Source organism: Paenibacillus sp. JT31N7, assembly GCF_059692095.1.
The window spans coordinates 711,578-732,809 of the sequence record NZ_JCAUAT010000001.1; the positions used below are offsets into that span (position 1 = coordinate 711,578).

12 protein-coding genes are annotated in these 21,232 nt (G+C 58.0%); 2 read left to right on the plus strand and 10 right to left on the minus strand.

The genetic code is table 11. The features are described 5' to 3' along the window. Positions 1-52: 52 nt before the first annotated feature. Complete coding sequence (locus AC58P5_RS03030) at positions 53-1,408, minus strand: family 8 glycosyl hydrolase (protein ID WP_497384488.1); 1,356 nt, start codon at positions 1,406-1,408, stop codon at positions 53-55. A 900-nt stretch (positions 1,409-2,308) separates the two neighbouring features. Here AC58P5_RS03030 and AC58P5_RS03035 point away from each other — a divergent pair. Both AC58P5_RS03035 and AC58P5_RS03040 read left to right on the plus strand, forming a co-directional pair. After that, positions 2,309-3,928, plus strand: a complete 1,620-nt coding sequence (locus tag AC58P5_RS03035) for an ABC transporter substrate-binding protein (protein ID WP_497384489.1) — start codon at positions 2,309-2,311, stop codon at positions 3,926-3,928. Positions 3,929-4,017: 89 nt separating this feature from the next. Continuing rightward, on the plus strand, positions 4,018-5,028 hold the full coding sequence (locus AC58P5_RS03040; RefSeq protein ID WP_497384491.1) for an ABC transporter substrate-binding protein: 1,011 nt from the start codon (positions 4,018-4,020) through the stop codon (positions 5,026-5,028). A 355-nt stretch (positions 5,029-5,383) separates the two neighbouring features. Here the strand turns inward: AC58P5_RS03040 and AC58P5_RS03045 are convergent, their stop codons facing one another. From AC58P5_RS03045 to AC58P5_RS03085, 9 genes are all read right to left on the minus strand, one after another. Continuing rightward, positions 5,384-5,581, minus strand: a complete 198-nt coding sequence (locus AC58P5_RS03045) for an MbtH family protein (RefSeq protein ID WP_497384493.1) — start codon at positions 5,579-5,581, stop codon at positions 5,384-5,386. Beyond that, on the minus strand, positions 5,565-12,824 hold the full coding sequence (locus AC58P5_RS03050) for an amino acid adenylation domain-containing protein (RefSeq protein WP_497384494.1): 7,260 nt from the start codon (positions 12,822-12,824) through the stop codon (positions 5,565-5,567). The genes AC58P5_RS03045 and AC58P5_RS03050 overlap by 17 nt, the downstream gene beginning before the upstream one ends. Continuing rightward, entirely contained in the window at positions 12,824-13,897 is a 1,074-nt protein-coding gene (locus tag AC58P5_RS03055) for an isochorismatase family protein (protein WP_497384495.1), read from the minus strand. The genes AC58P5_RS03050 and AC58P5_RS03055 overlap by 1 nt, the downstream gene beginning before the upstream one ends. 71 nt (positions 13,898-13,968) lie before the next feature. Next, positions 13,969-15,681 carry a (2,3-dihydroxybenzoyl)adenylate synthase gene (locus AC58P5_RS03060; protein ID WP_497384496.1) on the minus strand — a complete coding sequence of 571 codons (1,713 nt, stop codon included), beginning with the start codon at positions 15,679-15,681 and terminating at the stop codon, positions 13,969-13,971. After that, on the minus strand, positions 15,678-17,003 hold the full coding sequence (gene dhbC, locus AC58P5_RS03065) for an isochorismate synthase DhbC (RefSeq protein ID WP_497384497.1): 1,326 nt from the start codon (positions 17,001-17,003) through the stop codon (positions 15,678-15,680). The genes AC58P5_RS03060 and dhbC overlap by 4 nt, the downstream gene beginning before the upstream one ends. Positions 17,004-17,026: 23 nt before the next feature. Beyond that, entirely contained in the window at positions 17,027-17,836 is an 810-nt protein-coding gene (locus tag AC58P5_RS03070; RefSeq protein ID WP_497384498.1) for a 2,3-dihydro-2,3-dihydroxybenzoate dehydrogenase, read from the minus strand. Between the two features lie 55 nt (positions 17,837-17,891). Next, positions 17,892-18,758 (minus strand): alpha/beta hydrolase, encoded by an 867-nt coding sequence (locus AC58P5_RS03075; RefSeq protein ID WP_497384499.1) that lies wholly within the window; start codon positions 18,756-18,758, stop codon positions 17,892-17,894. Positions 18,759-18,957: 199 nt separating this feature from the next. Next, on the minus strand, positions 18,958-19,959 hold the full coding sequence (locus AC58P5_RS03080; RefSeq protein WP_497384500.1) for an ABC transporter substrate-binding protein: 1,002 nt from the start codon (positions 19,957-19,959) through the stop codon (positions 18,958-18,960). Positions 19,960-20,003: 44 nt separating this feature from the next. After that, positions 20,004-21,230, minus strand: coding sequence for an AraC family transcriptional regulator (locus tag AC58P5_RS03085; protein WP_497384501.1), 1,227 nt, complete (start codon positions 21,228-21,230; stop codon positions 20,004-20,006). Between the last annotated feature and the right edge of the window lie 2 nt (positions 21,231-21,232).

Sequence of the window (21,232 nt, forward strand, 5' to 3'; positions counted from 1 at the left end):
TGTCCACAAGAAAAGGGCCTGCATACGGCAGGCGCTTTTCATTCGTTGCTTGTTATTGGCCGGGTGTCCACCAGTTGCCGGAAACGACTATCATACTCAGCAGCCGGATGCTGTTATCGAAATAATAGCTGTCCGAGGTAGGCGAATCGACGATGTCGCTCCACAGTTTGTTCAGCCACTGTTGATTGGACGAGTCTACCATCGCGCTTACCGCAAACGGCGCCGTGAACGCGATCGCGTGATCGGCGTTTTTCACATTGCCCTTCAGATCGTAGCCCGAACCGATTTTGGCGGGTTTGCCGCCCGTTGCGGACTGAATCCAGCCGTTCATCTGGCGGAGCTGCTCCAAAGCGCGTGTATCGCCGCTGATGAGATAATCCGTGGCTATTCTCCACGGTGTACGGGAGGAGTTCCAGCTATATTCGTCATCCGTCGGCTCTTCCAGGTATTCGTCCGGAGCCGGTGCGTATGTTCCGTCCGATTTGCGGACGACGAAATCCGGAAGCAGCCCCGTTTTCGGCGAGTGTTTTTTATAAACGGAGTTGATGATCTTGTAGGTCGTATCACTTACTTTGTCCCAATTCGCATTACCTGTCGCGTCCTTGAACGCTTTGAGATGATGGAGCATGAAATCCGACGGACGCGTGCCCGGTCCGTACTTCGAATCGCTGTCGGAAGCCCAGTCGCCCAGCTTAAGATGAAAATGTTTGGCGTGTACGTCCCGCTTCAGGATCGCATTGATCATCTTGACGGCTTCACTCTTGTAGTTGACCGCTCCCGAGCTGCCCCACTGTTTATCCGCGAGAAGCAGGGCAAAAGCGATGTCCAGATCCCCGTCCGTCGCGGAGTAGGAACCCGAACTGTCCACGATGTTGCCCGATGAGTCCTTGGCCTGCTGCCAAGCCATCAAAGCGGGATCGGCCGAACTCGGATGAGCTTTATAGAACCGGTACAGGCCGTCGAAATAAGTTTGCGCACCGGCGTCGTGCCCCGCCATATAAGCGGTAATGAGCATCCCGTAGCCGTGTCCTTCCGAGCAGGATACCACATTTTTCGGATCGTCCACGATATTTTCCCGGTTATAAAAAACATAATACTGGTTCGAAATTTTCGGATGCTTGACGAGGTATCTGGATTTCCATTCGTCATATTTTTTCTTTACCTGCTGGTCCATCTGATCTTGTGTAAAATGGTTCGGCTTAATCGTGCCGGAGGTGTAGGAAACATGCTGAGGAAACGGCTTCAACGCGGATGCGGCAATCGAAACATTGGAACTTTCCTCATAAAGTGGTTCGGTCTGGATGGATGAAGCCGGTACGGTTTCCTGAGCGGAAGCCGTCACCGGTCCTGCTATCAAAGTGCCTAACAGACAAGCGCAAGTGCTTAATCCCAGCAATCTTTTCTTCATAGATCCTTCTCCTCTCTAAATTGCGTTCCGTTATTCGGTAAACGTCGCTGCCAGCCTTTCTTATCCCGCTTCCGGCCACCTCCCTTACGCATTACACCCGTATTGCCTCCAATTAAATTAAAGCGCTATAACTCTAATTCATGAAGGGAATTCGGATGATATCCTTGTGATCACCGGAAATAAAGATTCCCGGCGAATTAGCGTGGCAGTAAATCGGCCATAACCCAACTAGAACAATAAGCGCTTTAATTTTTAATGTCAACGGCAAGCGTGCCATCGAATTTTAAAGGTTTTATGAAGGCGCTCCGAGTCGCCCTTACCGGCGCATAAGCGTCTAAATCTCCCCGGTAATGGTGCCGGAATGAGATCAAGCTCGGATGCAGAACAAACGCCCCCCGGATGGAGAGCTTCGCTATCAAGAAATCATTTTCCCGTCGGCCGCATTGCTTAAAAAAATCCTATTTCCGCGTAAACGGAACAGGGTCGGGCACTCCGGAGAAGCCCTATAGAAAGGCAGACACAGACTGTACTGCCACGTCCGGACCTGCCCCGGGTCGTTACCGTGCTTCCCGCCCTCTCAGCAGCGTTTCCGCAACCGTAACGACTCGTCTTGCCTGGTGGTTAGTGGGAGCTAGTGCCTTACGTCGAAATTACCGTTCATGTCCACCGTCGTTTCTTTTAGTTAGACAATCTAATCAAATGCCCTATAGCTTATCGTTTTCGTTTTTGCAAGCGGCAGCATGGAGTGCGTAACCGTCCGGTCCGGGTGTCCACTTTTCACGTTAGTTCCGGTCAGGAGCTTTTCAGAAAAATGGTTACGTATGCTCTGATCGTCCATCTTTTGCTATACTGGTACTATAATTGATAATGATTATCACTAAAGGAGAGAAAACTATCACCATGTCCGATATCTCCAATCTACATACAGAGCCGGTTTCGGCCGTTCATCTCTTTTATATCCCTTTTCGTATCACCGAAGTAGACGGGCGGACTATAAATCTTGTCGGCAACGAATGCACGGCTTGTTCCCGTATTCTCATCGTTCTGGGCGGAAGCGGCGTGCTGCGCATTCATGAGGAGGCGTACGAGGTTTCCAGGGGAAGCGTATACCTTTACGACGATTTTCAGAAGCTGGAAGCAACATCCCGAGACTTGCTGAAAGGCGTGCTTATCGAGTACCGCTGCCTGGGCACGGCAGTCGCGGAAACCGGCGTGTTAAACGATCCCGTACCACTGCCAGGCTGCCCGGACAAGCTCCTGAGACAGGCCGGCGAACTGCAAAAACTATGGGTCGAGCCCCGGCTTGGCGGCCCTTTCCGGGTACAGCAGCTGTTTATCGAACTGCTGGACGGGCTGCACGAAGAGCTGGCTTCAAGGAAGAGGCTCGGCTCTCCGTGGCTTAAGCAAAGCGTTTGTTTCATGCAAGCGCACTTTGACGAGGACTTGACGCGGGATCAGCTGGCCGGAAGAGCGAATGTAAGCCCGGAGCATTTTTCCCGAACCTTCCGCAAGTATACCGGACGAACCTTCAACGAATATTTGACGCTGCTGCGGATACGTGGCGCCCAGAAGCGGATTTTGATCGGTTCGCCGGACTTGAATACGCTCGCCCAAGAGATCGGGTACAAAGAAGGGGCGTATTTAAGCCGTAAGTTTAAAGAAACGGTAGGTGTCTCTCCTACCGTTTACCGGGGGCGGCCCAAACGGATCGCCGCGCTTAATCCAAACCATACGGCCATTCTGAACGCACTGGGGATTACTCCCGAGCTCGGCGTGTACACAGGCTGGACGGAGAAAATCGCGGGTGGTTCCGAAATACCGGAGGGACAGAAATTCAACCCTTACGGCCGTACTTCCTCCAGTTTTTATGAAGCGGTTGCCGCAGCCCGTCCGGACGTCATTATCAGCTACGATACGGAAGAGGAAAATAGTTCTCTTCTTCCGCTTGCCCCGGTGCTGGACCTGCCTTTCAAAACGATGAGCTGGCGGGAACAGTTCCGGATGATCGCCGACATCGTAAACAAGCGCCGGGAGGCAGAAGACTGGCTGGCGCTTTACGACAAGCGGCTGGTTCCGATTAACCGGCGGCTGGACCGCCTGCTTGGAAGCCGGGGAACGGCGGCCGTCTGGGAAATCGGCCCGGACAAAGCTTATGGCTTCGGCAGCAGCTTCGGCAGAAGCTGCCAGATTTTGTACGACGACATCGGCTTTCGTCCGCCTGACCGGATGCTGGAGCAGGGCTTATCCTGGCGCGGGTACGTGGAGACCTCCATGGAAGCCATCGTCCAATATGCAGCCGATCATATTTTTATTACCGCGCTGCCCTGCGATCCCCAAGGACGGCAGCGTCTGGCGCGGCTGTTCCGGTCGCCGGAATGGCTGGAGCTCGATGCCGTCCGACAGCGGAGGGTTTACCTGCTGGATCAACCGGAGCTGTTCTTCGGTTTCGATCCGCTCTCCTCGCTGGAGCAGCTTCGCGTATTAACAGGCGTATTGACACCGGATCACAAATTTACATGATCTTATATCATGTACGTGTATCGTTTTGGAAGTCTTTCCGCTGTAAATTTAATGAGAATGATTATCATTTTTATTTAGGAGGACTTATCATGTTTTCTCATCAGCCATTTACCGGATACCGTTTGCAGGCAGCAACAGCGTCTGCCTTACTGCTGCTCGTGGCCTTTATTCTAGCGGGCTGCGGCGGACGTCAGGATTCCGTTTCCGGAAATACCGCGGCCGGCACACCGAACGTACAAGCTTCGGATATGAACGGAAACCGAAACGATACAAAGAAAGAAAAAATGATTTCTACAGTCAAAGGAGAGATTCAAATTCCCGTCCGTCCGCAGCGGATCGTCGCAGAGGAATACCTGGGCAGCTTGATCGCCCTTAATACCATCCCCGTCGGGGCCCCGGGATTAACTCTCAACAATTATTACTTCAAAAAAGCGTTGAATGGAGTTGCCGATACCGGAACTTACGGAAAACCTTCCGTCGAGCGCATAGCCGGCCTGGAACCCGATCTGATCATTACCGGAAACGCGGAGACTTACGAACAGCTCAGCAAAATCGCACCGACCCTGGTTGTACCGTACGGCACGCTGAAAAATGCGCGCGAGGAGCTGGAATACTTCGGCAGCCTGCTCGGCAAAGAAGCCGAAGCAAAGACGTGGCTCGCGGATTACGACCGGCGCATCGCCGCGGCCAAGTCCAAAGTCGATGCCGTCCTGCCAGCGGAAGCTTCTTTTTCCATTATAGAGAGTTCCGATAAAAGCTTATGGGTTTACGGGGATAATTTCGGACGCGGAGGTCAGCCGGTTTACCAGGCTCTGGGCCGAAAGCCCCCTGCCGGAATCTCCGATGAACTCATGAAGAAGCAATGGGCCGAAATCTCGGCCGAAATGCTGGGACGTTATGCGGGAGATTATATCATCGTGACCGCTAACAACAAAACCGCCGAGGACTTCCGCACCGATCCGGTTTGGAGCACACTGCCTGCCGTCAAGAACGGGAGACTGTACGTGTGGCCGGAAGAACGGTCCTGGTACTATGACCCGCTTGCCGTCCTTTCCCAGACCGAAGAATTAGCCGAATGGCTTGTCAAGACCGGCAAGTAAAAGATCTGGCCGGAAGGCACACCTGTTTAGTCTCCCCCCCTAATCTAGCTCTTCTTCATAAATCTGCCCCCTCTCCATCGCATAGTTTTATCCCGGCCGCTCTTCTAGCAAGAGCGGTTTTTCCGTCTATAAAGGACTAAGAACGCTGCCCGTTCCGCGTCGTTAATACACATCGCAGCGCTGCATGTAACCATGGTTCTTCCGCTGGAGGAGAATAAAAAAAGACGGTATCCGAGCCATATTGCTCCGGTACCGTCTTCCGATATTTGCATGCGTGCTTTTTTTATGATAAGCGAAGCCAAGAGGGTTCCCGGCGGTTCGGAAAACTCCGCTTCCGCCGGGGTGGTCTGTCTCGTTACTCCCGCAGACTGGCCGGCCTCATATCGGTCCAGCTGCTTTCGATATAGTCCAGACATTCCTGGCGCGTGCCTTCCTCCAGAACGGCCGTCCAGCCGTCCGGTGTCCGGGTAAAAGCGGGCCAAAGCGAATACTGCCCTTCCCCGTTGACAAGAACCCGGAAGGAACCGCTCTGATCGTCAAACGGATTTCCCATGGAAACTTCCCTCCCCTTCCTTCGTGTTTGCGGACGACAGCTTCCCGGCCAGCATACGGCCGATGATGGACAGCGGTCCCGGCTGGCACAAATCTTTGTGCCGGCATTCGATATCGTGACGCTCGATTGTTCCTCCCACATAAGGAATCCACATGTCGGGATCGATAGGATCGAACCAGTCCGGAATGATCGTCGAATGGAAAAAGAGAAGATCGCCCTCGTATTTCTCCGGCACATAGGCCGCCAAAATCTTGACTGAATTTTCGTAGGTTACACGCAGCTGGCGGATCGTCTCGACACTGAGCGAAGCCAGCGCACTGTTGTCTCCGCGCAAAATCTCAATCGCGGTTTCCATCGTCAGGGGCTCGTCTCCGATGCTGTCGGGATCGTATCCGCCGAGAGCGAGCAGAGCGGTCAGCGCCTCTTCCTCATCCGGCTCGCCCCGCAGCGGCAGATAGTGGCTCGGAAAAGCGTCCAGCATGGCCAGAAACTCGACCGACTCGCCCTCTTTCTGAAGCTGAACCGCCATGGCTTGCGCCACGTTGCCTCCCAGCGACCATCCGAGCAGGCGGTACGGACCCTCCGGCTGAACGGTGCGGATGCAGCGGATATAGTCCTCCGTCATCTCGCCCAGCGTCTGCGGAAGCCGGTCGGGACCGGCTATGCCTCTCGCTTGAAGCCCGTAGATCGGAACGTCCGGATTCAGGTGTTTCATCAGACCGGCGTAGCACCAGCTGAGCCCTCCGGCCGGATGCACGCAGAACAGCGGAGCGCCGGAACCGTGGGACCGCAGCGGCAGAAGCATCTCCAGCGCCCCGTCACCCGTATCCTCCTCAAGCCTTGCGGCAAGTCCGGCAACTGTCGGCGTTTCGAACAGAACACCGATACCCGGCTCTTTGCCCCATACCTCCCGTATCCGGCTCATAAGCCGGACGGCCAGCATCGAATGCCCGCCCAGTTCGAAAAATCCGTCGTCGATGCCGACATCCTCCAAGCCGAGCGTTTCCGCGAACAGTCCGCACAGTACTTCTTCCTGCGGCGTCCGGGGGCTCCGGCTTCCGTTTGCCGCAGCGTAGACGGGAGCCGGCAGCGCTTTGCGGTCCAGTTTGCCGTTAACGGTCAGCGGCAGACTGTCCAGCACGACGATGCCGGAAGGGACCATATGATCCGGCAGCGCCGCGGAGGCATGAAGGCGGATCATTCCCGTGTCCGGCGCCTCGCCGGACTGGGCGGGAACGATATAAGCCGCCAGCCGTTTGTCTCCGGGCTGGTCCTCCCGCAGGACGACGGCCGCCTGCGCAACCGCCGGGTGCTTCTCCAGCACGGCTTCGATTTCGCCGAGCTCGATCCGGAATCCGCGCAGCTTCACCTGCTGGTCGGCCCGGCCCAGGTATTCCAGAGAGCCGTCGGCGAATCTCTTGGCCAGATCCCCCGTCCGGTACATCCGGCTTCCCGGCGGACCGAAAGGATCGGCGACAAAGCGTTGGGAGGACAGCTCCGGCTTTTGCCAGTAGCCTCTCGCGAGTCCGGCGCCGGACACGTACATTTCTCCGCTGACGCCGAACGGAACAGGCTCCAGGTTATCGTCCAGCACATATACGTCCAGGTCGGGAATCGGGATGCCGATCACACTGCCGGACCCCGCCGCCGCGCTGCGGCGGTCTAACGAATGGTAGCTTACGTGCACGGTTGTCTCCGTAATGCCGTACATGTTGACGAGTCTGGGGAAATGATCCGGATGACGGCTGTACCACTCCTCCAGCTTTGCGGGATCGAGCGCTTCCCCGCCGAAAATCACATGTTTGAGCGAAAGAACCGCAGCTGTCCCAGACTTCTCCCGATCCGCCTGAATCAGCTGATAGAAAGCGGAAGGCGTCTGATTGAGCACCGTTACGCCCTGTTCTTCCAGCAGACCCAGGAATTCGGACGGCGAACGGCTCACGGAGAACGGTACGACAACGAGCTTCCCTCCGCACAAGAGTGCGCCCCACAGCTCCCATACCGAGAAGTCGAAGGCGTAAGAGTGGAACAGCGTCCAGGTATCCGTCTCATCGAAACCGAACCATTCCTCTGTCGATTCCAGCAGCCGGATCACGTTTTCGTGAGGAATAACGACCCCTTTGGGCCGGCCTGTCGAACCCGACGTATAGATGAGATACGCAGGGTGGAGGGCGTTAAGCCTTCCCGCACGAAGAGCCGGTTCGGGATCGGTACCCAGCAGCTGCCGCAGGTGTTCCTCGCAGTAAAAATCGCCGAGTATTACGACTTTAAGGCCGCTTCTTTCCGGCAGACTTGCGGCGGCGTCCGCCGAGGTGACAAGAATCGAAGGTCCCGCATCCTCCAGCATGTAAGCCAGCCTGTCGGCAGGATAATCGGGATCGAGCGGCAGATAAGCCGCACCCGTTTTCAGAACGCCCAGTACGGCGGCAGGAAGATCCGCCGACCTCGGCAGAGCCAGAGCTACGAACTGCTCGGGTCCGGCTCCTTCCTTCATCAGGAGGCGGGCAATCCGGTTTGCCCGCTCATTGAGCTGCCGGTAGCTCAGCGTCTCCGCACCGTATACGACAGCGGGAGCATCCGGCCGAAGTGCGGCCTGCCTCTCGAACAGCTCCGCAAGGGTGCGCCCGGTGAGGGACGGTTTACCGACTTCGAGCGTTTGCTCGGCAGCCTCCGGTTTCGGCTTGGCCGTGAGCGCAAGCCTCTCTTCCTCCAGCAGCACGCTTATGCGGCCGACCGGCTGATCGGGCTGCGCCGCAGCTTGTTCCAGCAGCTTCAGAAACCGCCTGGTAAGTGCTTCAGCCGTGTGCGGCAGGTACAAATCCGCGCTGTATTCCAGCAAACCTTCTATGCCGCATGGTTCTCCGTCCGTGCGCCGGTGTTCTGTAAGTTCGAAAGTAAGATCGAACTTGGAAGAACCTGTCCCGCGCAGCTCCAGCTTCGAAGATATTCCCGGCAGATCCAGCCTCGTGGCCGGCGTATTTTGCAGCACAAGCATAATTTGAAACAAAGGATGCCGCGAACGGGACCGCGCCGGGCTCAGCGCCTCGACCAGCCGCTCGAACGGCAGTTCCTGGTTCTCGTAGGCGCTCAGGTCCGTCTGACGTACACGTGCGAGCAGCTCGCGGAACGTGGGTTGTCCGGAAAGATCCGCCCGGAGTACAAGCGTGTTGATAAACATGCCCACAAGCGATCCGGTCGCCTCGTCCGGCCGGCCCGCGGCGGGACTGCCGACCGGTATATCCTCGCCTCCGCCCAACCGGGACAGCAGCGCGGCGAGCGCCGCATGCAGCACCATGAACAGGCTGGCTTTTCCTTCCGCCGCCAGTTCAAGCAGTTGTGCATGCAATTCTTCGCCGATCCGGAACGGAATCATGCCTCCGGCCTTTCCGGATACGGACGGGCGAGGATGATCGGTCGGCAGCGGCAGCTCTTCGGGCAGACCCCGCAGCGCCTCTTTCCAGTACGACAGCTGGCTTCCCATCAGGCTCTCCGGTTCGCCTTCTTCTTCCAGCAGCTTTTCCTGCCACAGCGTAAAATCACCGTATCCGACCGGGGTATCGCCAAGTAAAGGGTCGCGGCCTTCAATCCGTGCCGCATAGGCGGCGGAAAGATCCGACGTGATTACCGAGAGCGACCAGCCGTCGGCCGCGATATGATGCACGACCAGCAGCAGGACGTATTCCCCTTCTTCCCGTTCAAAAAGGACCGCTTTCAGCGGGAGCTCCGAAGAAAGCTCGAATCCGTGCCGAACCTCCCGGTCGAGCGCTTCCTGCCAGCCGGTTCCTTCCAGTCCCCGTGCCGAAAGTTCCTGAAACACGAACATTTCGGCGGCGGCTTCGCGCTCCATTATGCGGATCTGCGGCATGCCGTCAGGCATTTCCGGAAATACGGTGCGCAACGGCTCATGACGTCCGATAACGTCTAGCAGGGCCTGTTTCAGCGCCTGACGGTCCAGCTTCCCGGAAAGTGTACACACCAGCGGGATGTTGTAAGTAGAACTCGGTCCCTCCAGGCGATACAGGAACCACAAGCGTTTCTGCGCTCTCGATAGAGGGACTGTTGCCCCCGGAGCTGCCGGAACGACCGGCGGGATAGCTGCGCCCTTCCGACTGAGCAGCTGTGCCAGCTCACGTACCGTCGGCGCTTCGAATATGCCGGATAACCGCACATCCAAGCCCGTCGTTTCGCGGATGCGCAGAACCGCCCGTCCGGCCAGCAGCGAATGCCCGCCGAGACGGAAGAAATCGTCGTCGATGCCAATCGAGGACAAACCGAGCACCTCCGCGAATACCTGGCAAAGAAGTTCCTCGTGAGGCGTCCGTGCGGAAGCTGCCGTTCCGGTGCCGGACATTTGCGGGGCGGGCAGTGCCTTGCGGTCGACTTTTTTGTTAGGCGTCAGCGGCAGGCTTTCCAAGGTAACCCATACAAGCGGAACCATATATTCAGGCAGCTCCTGGTGGAGCTGTTTTTTCAATTGGGCATGATCCGGTTCATGGAGCTCCTCGGGCACGACATACGCGGTGAGCCTCCGCTCCCCGGGCCTGTCTTCCCTGACCACGACAACCGCTTGAGCTATGCCGGGCTGTCCGGCGATACGGGATTCGATTTCGCCAAGTTCGATCCGGAAGCCGCGTAATTTTACCTGATGATCCGCCCGTCCCAGATAATCCAGGCTTCCGTCCGGAAGCCAGCGGGCCAAATCTCCCGTTCGGTACATGCGCGAACCCGGTTCTCCCCAAGGATCGGCTACAAAACGTTCCGCCGTTTGAACGGGTTTGTTCAGGTAACCGCGGGCGACCCCGGCTCCGGCGATGTACAATTCCCCTTCCGCCCCGGGCGGGACGGGCTGGAGACCGGCGTCCAGAATATACGTCCGGGTGTTGGCGATCGGCGGACCGATCGGAGGCTTGACCATCGAACCCGCCGGAAGTGCCGCCGCGGTAGAATAGATGGCCGTTTCCGTCGGGCCGTATTGGTTGTGCACCTCGCAGCCAAGTTCCTGCAGGGCTAGCTGCAGACTCAGGGGCAGCGCTTCCCCTCCCGCAATGACGCGCAGGCCGTCGAGCCGTCCCGGTCTTGCCGATACGAGTGCCTGCCACAAAGTCGGTGTCGCCTGCATCATGGAGGCACCGGTCGACCGTATTCTGCGGGCCAGTGCTCCCGGCTCGAGAATCAGCTCCCGGGATGCGATATCCAGGCAAGCGCCCCCGGTCAGCGGCAGTAAAATCTCCATCACGGAAATGTCGAACGCGATGGTCGTCACCGACAAGAAGCTGTCTCCTTCTTGAAGACGAAACTTTCTCTGCATGTCGTGGAGCAGATTGGCAAGACCGCCATAGGTAACGGGCACGCCTTTAGGCCTGCCGGTGGAACCGGAGGTATAGATCACATAGGCGGGACTTAGCGGGGACGGGCGCAGCGGAAGACATTCGGCATCTGTATGGACTCCGGTTTCCGGTATGGAGACGGGACTTTCCGCGTGGTCTCCCTTGCCCAGTTGATCGAGCAGCAGCAGGGACACGTTTCCCGTTTCCGGCAGCGAACGCATCGACTCCGTATCCGTCAGGAGGCAGGCCGGCTGCGCATCGTCCAGCATGTAGGCGATGCGTTCCGCCGGATAGTCCGGGTCAACCGGCATATAGGCCGCTCCCAGCCGGAGAACCGCCAGGATGGAAACGACGGCCGCCTCGCTCCGCGGGAGCGCAATCGCGACGAGCCGCTCCGGTCCGATCCCGAGCCGTCTAAGCTCCGCGCCAAGAACCGCTGCCCGGCCGTCCAGCTCCGCGTACGTCAGTGTCCTTCCGCCGCACAGAACGGCCGCCGCATGAGGCGTAAGCTCCGCACGCCGGCGGATCAGCTCCGCGGGTGAATCTCCGGGTACGTCGCAAGCGGTATCGATCCAGCGGTTCAGGAGCAGGTCCTTCTCCGCAGGCAGCAGTGTGTCCAGCAGTCCGGCAGGTGTATCCGGGTCGGCGAAGGCTGCGGATTCGAGGAAACTGAGAAAACGGCGCCGGTGGCCTGAAAGCTCCTGCTCGCTGTAGATGCCGGGATTCCCATCGAAATCGATCTGCAGGCCGTCGCCGTCGGAGGCTTCATAAATATGTAGGGACAAATCATCGGCGGGTCCCGCGTAAAGGGAGTGCCGAACCGTTCTGCCTAAAGCGAAAGAAGGAGTTTCCACGAACGGAATGATGTTGATCATCGGCCCGTAAAGTCTGCGTCTTTCGCCCAGCAAACCCAGATCTCTTACAAGATCATGCTGCCGGTAGCGCTGATGCCTGCGGAGTTTGCGCAGTTCCGCCGCAACTTGCTGTCTCAAGTCTCCCCAGCTCGTTTCCGGCTTGACGGTCAGGCACAACGGCAGGACGTTCATGACCATACCGGGTACATTCAGGGCCGAGCTGCCCAGCCGGTTCATCAAAGGAAGGCCGAGCCGGATATCCACGGAGCCCGTCATCCGGTGCACGTAAGCGGCGGCGGCGGCAAGCACCGCTTCCGCCCAGCTGCATCCGGCCTCAGCGGCGGATTCGGTCAGCACACGGCTTGCCGCGGCGGCAAGCCGTCCCGACTGCCGGAGAGGACTGCCGTCCGGGGCGTTCCCGCCTCTGCCCATTACGGAGGAGTCGGGAGCGTCGCCGAGCTTGTCCAGCCAATACGCCCGGTCCCGCTCGTGCTGCCCCGACGCCCGGTAAGCCTCCTCCTCACGGAGCACCTGCTCGGGAGAACCGAAATTTTCCGGCGGCACGGGTCCTCCGGCTGCGAGAGCGGTATAAATCTGAGCCGCTCTCCGGTGAAGCAGCGCATAGCCATATGCGTCGATCAAAATATGATGGATGCGCTGATACCAGCACCAACGGTCGGAAGCCAGCTTGATCAGCGCCTGGGTAAACAAAGGTCCTTCCGCGAGTTCAACGGGCTTCTGCAAATCCCGGCGCATCCAGGCTTCCGCCTCGGCAAGGGGATTCTTCATCCGGCTTACGTCCATCTTCAGCAGAGTCCAGTCCGTTTCGGGTCCCAGCTCTTGCCACGGTCCTTCTCCGTCCTCGCCAAAACGGGCGTGCAGCCATTTCGCTTCCTGCACCGTGAGCCGCAGCGCTTGTTCCAGAAGTGCCTCGTTCATATCGCCTTGAATTTCCAGCCATTCCGCCGTGTTATAAACGGAACGCTGTCCGTCCATTTGATGGGCGTACCAGATCCCTTGCTGAGCGCCGGAAAGCGGCAGCCGGAGGGCGCTCCCTATCATCAGCGATCCCCCCTTGCGGCCGCATCGTAATAATCCCCGTTCGGAACGAAGGTTACGGTTCTGGAAGCCAGCAGCCTGCTCCAGGCAAGCAGCGTCGGTTCTTCGGCAAGCTCCGCGAACGTAACGGACGCCCCCAGGCTTCTCCAGCGCTCGGCCAATGTCATAATCCGGATGGAATCGAGTCCCCAATATTCCGGCAGATTATCCTCATCCCCTATCGCATCCGGCCGTTCCCGCAAAAGCCCGGCAACCTGCTGCCGCAGAGCCGATAAGGCAAAGGCGTACGGATCGGGAGCGCCCGTCACTTCCGGCCCGTCCGCCGGGCTGTCAGCCGCAGCGGTTTCGGCGATAACGGCGGCTGCGCCGTTTAAGGAGCCGGCTGCGTTTGATGCGGCCCCCGATTCCGCTTGTCCGAAGTTCACAGCCTCGGGAGTCTCTTTTGTCCAATGCGCCAGCAATTGCTCTGTCGTCAGCGTGAACGCGCAGCGCTCAGCCGCGTATTCCAGCGCCAAGTCGTGTTTCTCCCTCGAAAAATCGGCGAGAGCGTCACTGACCACAAACGCTTCGATGTCTCTCATAAAAGCCTCGCAGGCCGTCATCAGGCAGCCGATATGGGCATAAATTCCGACGATGATCAGTTGGTCCCGTCCCATCGCTTTCAGCTGCTCGGCCAAATCCGTCTTCTGAAAAGCGCTGTAGCGCCATTTGGTCAGCCGGATATCGTTTTCCCCGGGTTCCAGCTCCGCAATAATTTGCTGTTCCCGAGGATCGGGTCCGATACCGGAACCCCAAAAATCTTGAAGAAGCTTGCGCTGTTCGGGTGTCTGGGCACCGGGCTGGGCCGAATAAATAACCGGCACCCCAAGCTCTCTGCACCGCTTTGCGAGCAGACGGATATGCTCCGTCAACTCAGCCGCGGGCGACTGGCCCGGTTCGAAGCAGGCCATAAAATACTGCTGCATATCGTGAATCAGGAAAGCCGCCCGGGAAGGGTCCGGTGTCCATGAAACCCGGTTGACCGGCAAATCCTCCGCTGTAGGCATCGGGTATGATTTTACTGATGGTATTGCCATTTCAATCCTCTCCTTGTCAGGCTCTATATAGTAAGCGGGGTCATCGTCGTCCGGTAACCCGCTGTGCGAATCTAGCTTGTAACTCCTGCTTCTTCCAGCAGTTGAGCCGCGATACGCTGGCGAAGCTCCTTTTTGCTAACCTTGCCGACTCCCGTCTGGGGAAACGAATCGATAAATTCGAACCGGTCCGGGATTTTATAAGCGGCCAGGCCGCGGCCGCGGAGGAAGGAACGCAGCTCATCGCTCCCCGTATGAGGGTCCCTCGACAAAATAAAAGCGCAGGAACGTTCGCCCAGAAATTCGTCGGGCATCGCCACGATGGCGGCGTCCCGGACGGCGGGATGGGCCAGCAGATGGTTTTCCACTTCTTCCGTGCCTACTTTGTCGCCGCCCCGGTTAATCTGATCCTTCGCCCTTCCTTCCACCACAAGGTTTCCCTCCGGTGTCAAACGGGCCAGATCCCCCGTCCGGTAAAAGCCGTCCGGCGTAAAGCTCCGTACATTGTGTTCGGGGGCCTTGTAATAGCCGCGGATGGTATAAGGTCCCCGGGTCAGCAGATGACCGATCGTTCCCGTAGCCACCGGACGGTCCTCGTCATCGAGAATAAGCACTTCGTCATGCGGTGACATGGGCCGTCCTTGCGTGCCTGTAATCATGCTTTCCGGATCATCGAGCCGGGTGTAATTCACAAGGCCTTCGGCCATGCCGAAAACCTGCTGAAGCGTGCAGCCGAGCTCCGGTTTGACGCGCTTGGCCGCTTCCTCGCTGAATTTGGCTCCGCCTACTTGAAGAACCCGCAGCGGATGAAGGCTTTCGCCTCTCGTCCGGGCGGCTTCCAGCCAGACGAGCGCCAGCGGCGGAACGACAGCCGCAATCGTACATTGTTCCTTCTTGATCAGCGGGAACACTTCGTCCGGACTGCCCGACCGCGCAAGCACGACCGTGCCGCCGGCATAAAGGGTTCCGAGCGCCCCGGGAGAGCTCAGCGGAAAATTATGCGCGACCGGTAAAGCGGCCAGATACACGCTGCCGCCGTCCAGCCCGCATACTTCCGCGCTGCGGCGAAGACTGTATATATAATCGTCGTGCGTACGCGGAATAAGCTTGGGCAGACCCGTGCTCCCTCCGGATAATTGAAGAAAAGCGCTGTCCCCGGGAGAAGGACCGACATCCGACGTATCCGGCAGCTCATTTGGACCATCGGATGCTTGTCCTTCGGATCTATCCACCTGCAATGGATGTAATTTACCCGGAATAGTCGGAATTTCGTTTATATACATATCTTCCAGACTCAGATGTTCACCCGGATTTCCGGCTACGAGTACATAACGAAGGCCCGGAACTTCGACTTTCACTTCCGAAGCCAGCGTGCGGTAGTCGAAGCCGGCGTATTTGTCGATGGTGATATATGCCGCAGCTTCCGAATAGGAAGCGATATGGACAATTTCGCTCCGGCGATGGAGCGGCAGCGCAAAGACAGGAAGAGCGCCAAGGCGGAACAGCGCAAAAATCACATCAAAGAAAACCGGCACGTTCGGAAGCTGGACGACAACCCGGTCGCCTTTCCGAATTCCGAGCTCTTTCAATCCCGCGGCCAGCCGGTCGGCGTTCAGATCCAGACCGGCGTAGCTGACACGCTCGTCCCCGCCGACAACTGCGGTCCGGTCTCCGTGAGCCGCGGCGCGTTCGCGGAGCATCCCGCCGAACGTTTCACCTCGCCAGCAACCGGCTTCTCGGTACTTCCGGACGAACTCGTCCGGCCAGTACGGATAATCCTCGCTCATACGCTTCCCCCTCCCCCGCCGCTTCCCGTCTGCAGTTCCATTCCCATCGCCAGAAGCAGCGTCTTGAGCTTAGAGGAGGTTTCGGCCAGTTCGGCAGCCGGGTCCGAACCTTCGACAATTCCGGCGCCTGCGTATAAAGTCACGCCATCTTCCCCGATTTCCGCACAGCGGATCGTTACCGCCCACTCGCCGTCGCCCTCCGCATCGCACCAGCCGACCATACCGGTAAAATACCTCCGGTCGAACGATTCGAGCTCGCGTATGGCTGTTCTTGCGGGACCCGTCGGGGTACCGCATACCGCAGGCGTCGGATGAAGGGCGACAGCCAGCTCCAGGGAGCTCGCGGCCGGCTCGAGCAAATCTCCGGTCACCACCGTGGACAGATGCCACATCGTTTTGGTCCCGATGACCGAAGGCTCGGCCGGCACATCGAGTTTCCGGCAGTAAGGCCGGAGCGCGGAGGCTACGGCTTCGACTACAACCGCATGCTCGTGGCGGTCTTTGGCCGACTGCAGGAGAGCGTCGGCACGGCGCCGGTCTTCCGCGGGATCGCTGCTGCGGGCGGCAGAACCTGCCAGGGGATTGGCCGTGACCAGCGCACCCGAGCGCGCGACAAGGAGCTCCGGACTGGCGCCGATCAGGGTGCGTACGGCAGAAGCCGCCGACGTGTCTCCGCCCTGTCCGGCGCTGTGGCCGCTGCCTGCCGCAAAAAGCTGCTGCCCCCGTAAAGGAACGGCAAACGTATAGCCCCGTGTGTTGCCTGCCGCGAGGCGGCGCAGGAGACGTCCCGTTTGAACGGGCGGGCAGTTTTCCAGCCGCAGCGAACGCGACAGGACGACTTTACGCAGTTTGCCGGACCGAAGCTGCTCCAGTCCTTTGCGAACCGCCGCCTCGTAATCGGATTCCGTCGGGAACGAAACGATTTTGAAGGTTCCGCCGTCCGCTTCCCCGGTAAAAACAGAACGGTCCGTATCGCCGGCAATCTCGGCAAGGGCCTCCTCCGCTTCCGCCAAGGGACCGGCCCACCGGGTTTGCCGCGGAACGAACAGCTCCGGTCCGACTCCGCTGTTCACGGTGAACGGAATCGCCCCGACGATTACGGGTTCGGCGGCATTCCCCGCGCGGACCCCCGCCAGCAGATCTGCGACCCGGCGGGGCAGCCGTTCCAGTTCTTCCCCTTTCCCGTCAACGGAAAGTTTGACAAGTTCCCCTTCCGCAAGCAGCGTACGGCGGGGCGATCCGAAATAAAACGCCGAGCCTTCGCGGTAAGTATCAAGCAGGTCGGCCGGGGATAACACTTTTTCCTTTTGTCCCAGCATCATGTTTATCCACTCCTTTTTATCTGTCAGCGGCCGAGCGTGGCTCCGCCGTCGATTCGAATATCGTGAAGCGTTATGTGGCCCGCCTGATCCGACGAGAGAAAAGCCGCCGCCCAGGCGATATCCTGCGGAGTCGCCAATTTACCGAGCGGAATGCCCAGCTTGTACAGCTCCGGCGAACCCGAAATGGTCTTGAATTCCCCGCCTTCGTCTTCCCACATGCCCCGCTGCATCGGCGTGTCCGTCGACCCCGGGGAAACGATATTACAGCGGATTCCCTCCGCGGCATGTTCAAGACCCATGCATTTCAGCATCATGGCCGCGGCGGCTTTGGAAGCGGCATAGGCGCTCATGCCGTGGCGCGGCACGGTCCCGGCATTAGAGCCGATCAGCACGATCGACCCCCGCCGGCGCGCGGACATGCGGCTGATGACGGAGCGGCACACATAGAAGGCGCCGGTCGTGTTTACCGAGAATGTCCGCTCCCATTCCTCGTCACTCATTGAAACGCCGGTGCCGTACTGCAGCACTCCCGCCGCATGGACGAGAATATCGACAGGGCCCAGCTCACGTTCGATGCGGCCGATGACTTCTTCCACGGCCCTGCTGTCCGCCACGTCGGCCGTATAAGCTGCGGCAGAAGCGCCCGAGCTTGCCAGAGCTTCGACAGCGCGCTCCGTCTTCTCGCCCTGGCGGTCTACGGCGGCTATTACGGCGCCCAGTCCCGCAAGAACGGCTGCCGCCGCTTCGCCGATACCTTGGGCGGCACCCGTCACGACAGCAACTTTGCCGGAGATTCCCGTGTACGGCATACCTGCAAACGGGCTTTCTTTCATCCTTCAATTCGCTCCCTTCGATTGGCTGTATTACCGGCTGTTAAGCCCGCTTTCGTCACGGACGGGAAGCGAACCGCAGCCCCCGGCTGATCAATCCCGGCAGTACGGAGACATGGCCTTCCTGCTCGAACGAATGCCACTCCGCGCTTAATCCCCGGCTCTCCATCTCAGCGAGTCTGGCGGCCATCTCTTTGGCCATCCCGTAATTGCCCGACGGATGAGCATTTTCCAGTTCTCCCATCGCAATCATGGCGCGGATACCCGAACTGGCGTGCAGCGAACCCGCATTAAGCGCTGCCGCAAACAGCTTCTCCCGCACCTCCAACCATTCGCGGTTCCAATGGATGGACGGGCTGCCGGCGATATAGGTACGGAAATAATCCGGTCTTGTAAAAAGCGCATGAAGCACGAACAATCCGCCAAGCGAATGACCCATGATCGTCTGATTCAGACGGTCGACGGGATACTCCCTTGCGATGACCGGTTTCAGCTCTTCCTGAATGAAATCGAGGAAGGCAGCCGCGCCCCCCTGCTCCGGAAGCACGGTTCCGTCCGGCTTGCGCGTATATTTGGATGTTTTTTCCGGTGTGTAATCGAAGTATCTTTGCGGATGAAACGGTTCGTCTGTCGGATACCCGATGCCGACGACAAGAGCCGCTTTAACGCCCGTGACCTCCGGACGGCGGCATTGAACCCGCACAGCCTCCACAACGGTGGCAAATACCGAATTGCCGTCCAGGACATAAAAGACGGGATAGCCCGTCGCAGGAGGCGGTCCCGGCGGAAGTGCCGTCATGATCCGGTAGGAAAGATTCGTTTTGGACGAACGCATCACCCGCTGTTCGGTGTTCGGAAGCTCTACGCCCCCATACGCCGTCTCTCCCTGAAAAGTTCTGCGGGGTGTTCCCACACGTGAAACCATTCTTAGCGGCCTCCTAATAAAGAAATGTAAATCAGTTTTCAGTGATATTGATAATCATTTTCAATTAATATTATATAGGCTCCTCTCTCCCCGTCACATGGAAGAAATCCGGAATTTATTTGTTCAAAATCCATTTTTAGCAAATATCACTCACAGAAAAAAACCGTGTCCGGGCTTAGCCCGGGCACGGTTCTCTCTATCATTTTGCAATCAGTTTAACCACATCGTCGATCATCATTTCGTCCGCAATCATTCCACTTCCGAGCCAATATTCGCTGTTTACTTCATAGGCGTGTCCGGATTGCACAGCAGGTATTTTTTTCCAGAATGGACTGTCGGTTATTTCTTTCATCCGCTCAGTCCCCTGACCGTATTGATTCATCATAAATATGTAATCCACATCCAGATCCGGCAGCACTTCAAGCGAGATGGCCGCGGAATTTTTGCCGTCCACCAGCTTGGACATACCTAACCCGAGCTTATCGTGAACGACGGCACCGGCCAGATATTTGCCGCCCATCAGGCTCACGCCTCTGCTCGCGAAACGGATCACGGCGGCTTTTTTCCCCGGCGCAGCCTGCTGCAGCTCGGCTTTCGCTTCCTGCACTTTCTTGTCGTGAGCCTGCAAAGCTTGCTTCGCTTCATCGGTCTTGCCCAGCAGCTCGCCGAGCTTACTGAGTGAAGAAGCCGTGTCGCTTGAAGCGTTTTTGAATACATACGTCGGAGCGATCTTGGAATATTTCTCGTAAACTCCGTTGGATGCGTACGATTCGGTTTGCAGAATAATCAGGTCCGGCTGAAGCTCGATCACGACTTCCGGAGAAGGGGGGCCGCCCGAAAAGTCAAGCTTAGGCACCTGACTCAGCTTTTCCTTCAAGTAACTGTTGCCTTGTCCCCCCGCCGACCACTGGGCGATTGGAGTTACGCCCAGCTTGATCAGCGAATCTTCCAAGTAGGGCGCAAAAACCCGTTTTGGAGAAGCGGGCACTTTCACGGTATGGCCTTGCTCGTCCGTAAAGGTGATCTCCTGCCCGGACGCCGCACCCGTTGGTACCGGCGAAGCACTTGCTGCCTCCGTTTTGCCGTCGGCGGCTCCGGTATTAGGGTTTGCTCCGCATGCGGTCAGCATCAGAGCGGTGCATACGACGGCGAGCACCTTCACCGTAAAGATTTTATTCATGATACCCAGTTGATTCCGCATAAAAAGACCCTGCCTCCTATGATAATGATTCTCATTCACAGGAATTATAAGTCAGCGGGAGGGCTTCCGCCATGCACATGATCCAGAAAGGCGTTTGGACATTTTCCCGTAAACAGCAGCATCGCTTCATCCAGCATACGCGCGACGGCGACCGGGGAGTATTCCAGCCAAGGATCGGCCGATATGGGATAAATGCTTCCCGAACGGACCGCCCGGATCGTTTTCCACTCGGGTGAATGCTGAAGGGCAAGCCAGTAAGCTCTTGACTCCGATTCGGGGCAGACCAGAACGAGAATCCGGTCGGGATCAAGCGCTTCGATCTCTTCCGGCAGGATGGGGACAGACTGCTTACCGGGAGTGACCTGCCGCAGGTTCAAATCTTTGAAAAGCACATCTTCCATTCCCGGGTTCTTGTAGGAATACAGCCCTTTGCCGTACAGGCGCACGATCAGGATCCGGTCATCTCCCAGGACCGCTTCCGACTGAGACCGGGCCTCTTCCGCAAGCTTGTCATAGTCCCGGATCCACTGCTCCGCTGCGCCGGTGCGGTTCAGAAAAGCCGCGACAATTCGCAAATATTCCCGCCACCCAAGCTCTCGTGAAGTCGGGACAAAAAGAGCGGGCGCGATCTTGCGGATGGTCTCCTGCTGATCTTCGCTTAACCCGTCCCCGGCCACGACGGCGTCCGGTCTCAGGCGGGCCATCAGATCGGCATTTTCCTCGAACGTTCCCGTAATATAAGGGTCCGTCAGCTTCAGCGCGTATCTGATTTTTTTCCGGTACGAGTAGTAATAGTGAGCCGTCCACTTGGGATCGAGCGGAGCCGCCAGCGGCGTCAGGCCGAGCGCGATCAGATACCCGGTCATATCAGGGGACCAGGCCGCGATCCGGTGTTTCGAACTCCGTGCGAACTCCGAAGGAGACATGCCCACTTCCTTTTTAAATTTCCGGCTGAAGTAATATTCGTCCTTATACCCTACGTGCTGGGCGATTTCCCTTAGAAGCGGAGGTTCCGGCTCGGACAAATAACGTTTGGCCCGGTTAATCCTCAAATCGGTCAAATAGTCCATGGCACTCTGACCGAACGTTTTTTTGAACAGATCGACAAAATATTTCGGGCTGACATGAACGCGTTCGGCAAGCTGCCGGACGGTCAGCGGCTCGTGGTAATGCGTATCCATATATACCCGGATGTCAGTCAGGTATGGTCTTGTGGCCGCTGCGCGCTCTCCGCGGCCTTCGATGCGTGCCGCTGATTTGCTCGGCTTCATCT

Excerpts from the sequence above, each read along its gene's own strand:
- AC58P5_RS03030 (WP_497384488.1), bottom strand. The coding sequence starts at position 1,408 with ATGAAGAAAAGATTGCTGGGATTAAGCACTTGCGCTTGTCTGTTAGGC.
- AC58P5_RS03035 (WP_497384489.1), top strand. The coding sequence starts at position 2,309 with ATGTCCGATATCTCCAATCTACATACAGAGCCGGTTTCGGCCGTTCAT.
- AC58P5_RS03040 (WP_497384491.1), top strand. The coding sequence starts at position 4,018 with ATGTTTTCTCATCAGCCATTTACCGGATACCGTTTGCAGGCAGCAACA.
- AC58P5_RS03045 (WP_497384493.1), bottom strand. The coding sequence starts at position 5,581 with ATGGGAAATCCGTTTGACGATCAGAGCGGTTCCTTCCGGGTTCTTGTC.
- AC58P5_RS03050 (WP_497384494.1), bottom strand. The coding sequence starts at position 12,824 with ATGATAGGGAGCGCCCTCCGGCTGCCGCTTTCCGGCGCTCAGCAAGGG.
- AC58P5_RS03055 (WP_497384495.1), bottom strand. The coding sequence starts at position 13,897 with ATGGCAATACCATCAGTAAAATCATACCCGATGCCTACAGCGGAGGAT.
- AC58P5_RS03060 (WP_497384496.1), bottom strand. The coding sequence starts at position 15,681 with ATGAGCGAGGATTATCCGTACTGGCCGGACGAGTTCGTCCGGAAGTAC.
- dhbC (WP_497384497.1), bottom strand. The coding sequence starts at position 17,003 with ATGATGCTGGGACAAAAGGAAAAAGTGTTATCCCCGGCCGACCTGCTT.
- AC58P5_RS03070 (WP_497384498.1), bottom strand. The coding sequence starts at position 17,836 with ATGAAAGAAAGCCCGTTTGCAGGTATGCCGTACACGGGAATCTCCGGC.
- AC58P5_RS03075 (WP_497384499.1), bottom strand. The coding sequence starts at position 18,758 with ATGGTTTCACGTGTGGGAACACCCCGCAGAACTTTTCAGGGAGAGACG.
- AC58P5_RS03080 (WP_497384500.1), bottom strand. The coding sequence starts at position 19,959 with ATGCGGAATCAACTGGGTATCATGAATAAAATCTTTACGGTGAAGGTG.
- AC58P5_RS03085 (WP_497384501.1), bottom strand. The coding sequence starts at position 21,230 with ATGAAGCCGAGCAAATCAGCGGCACGCATCGAAGGCCGCGGAGAGCGC.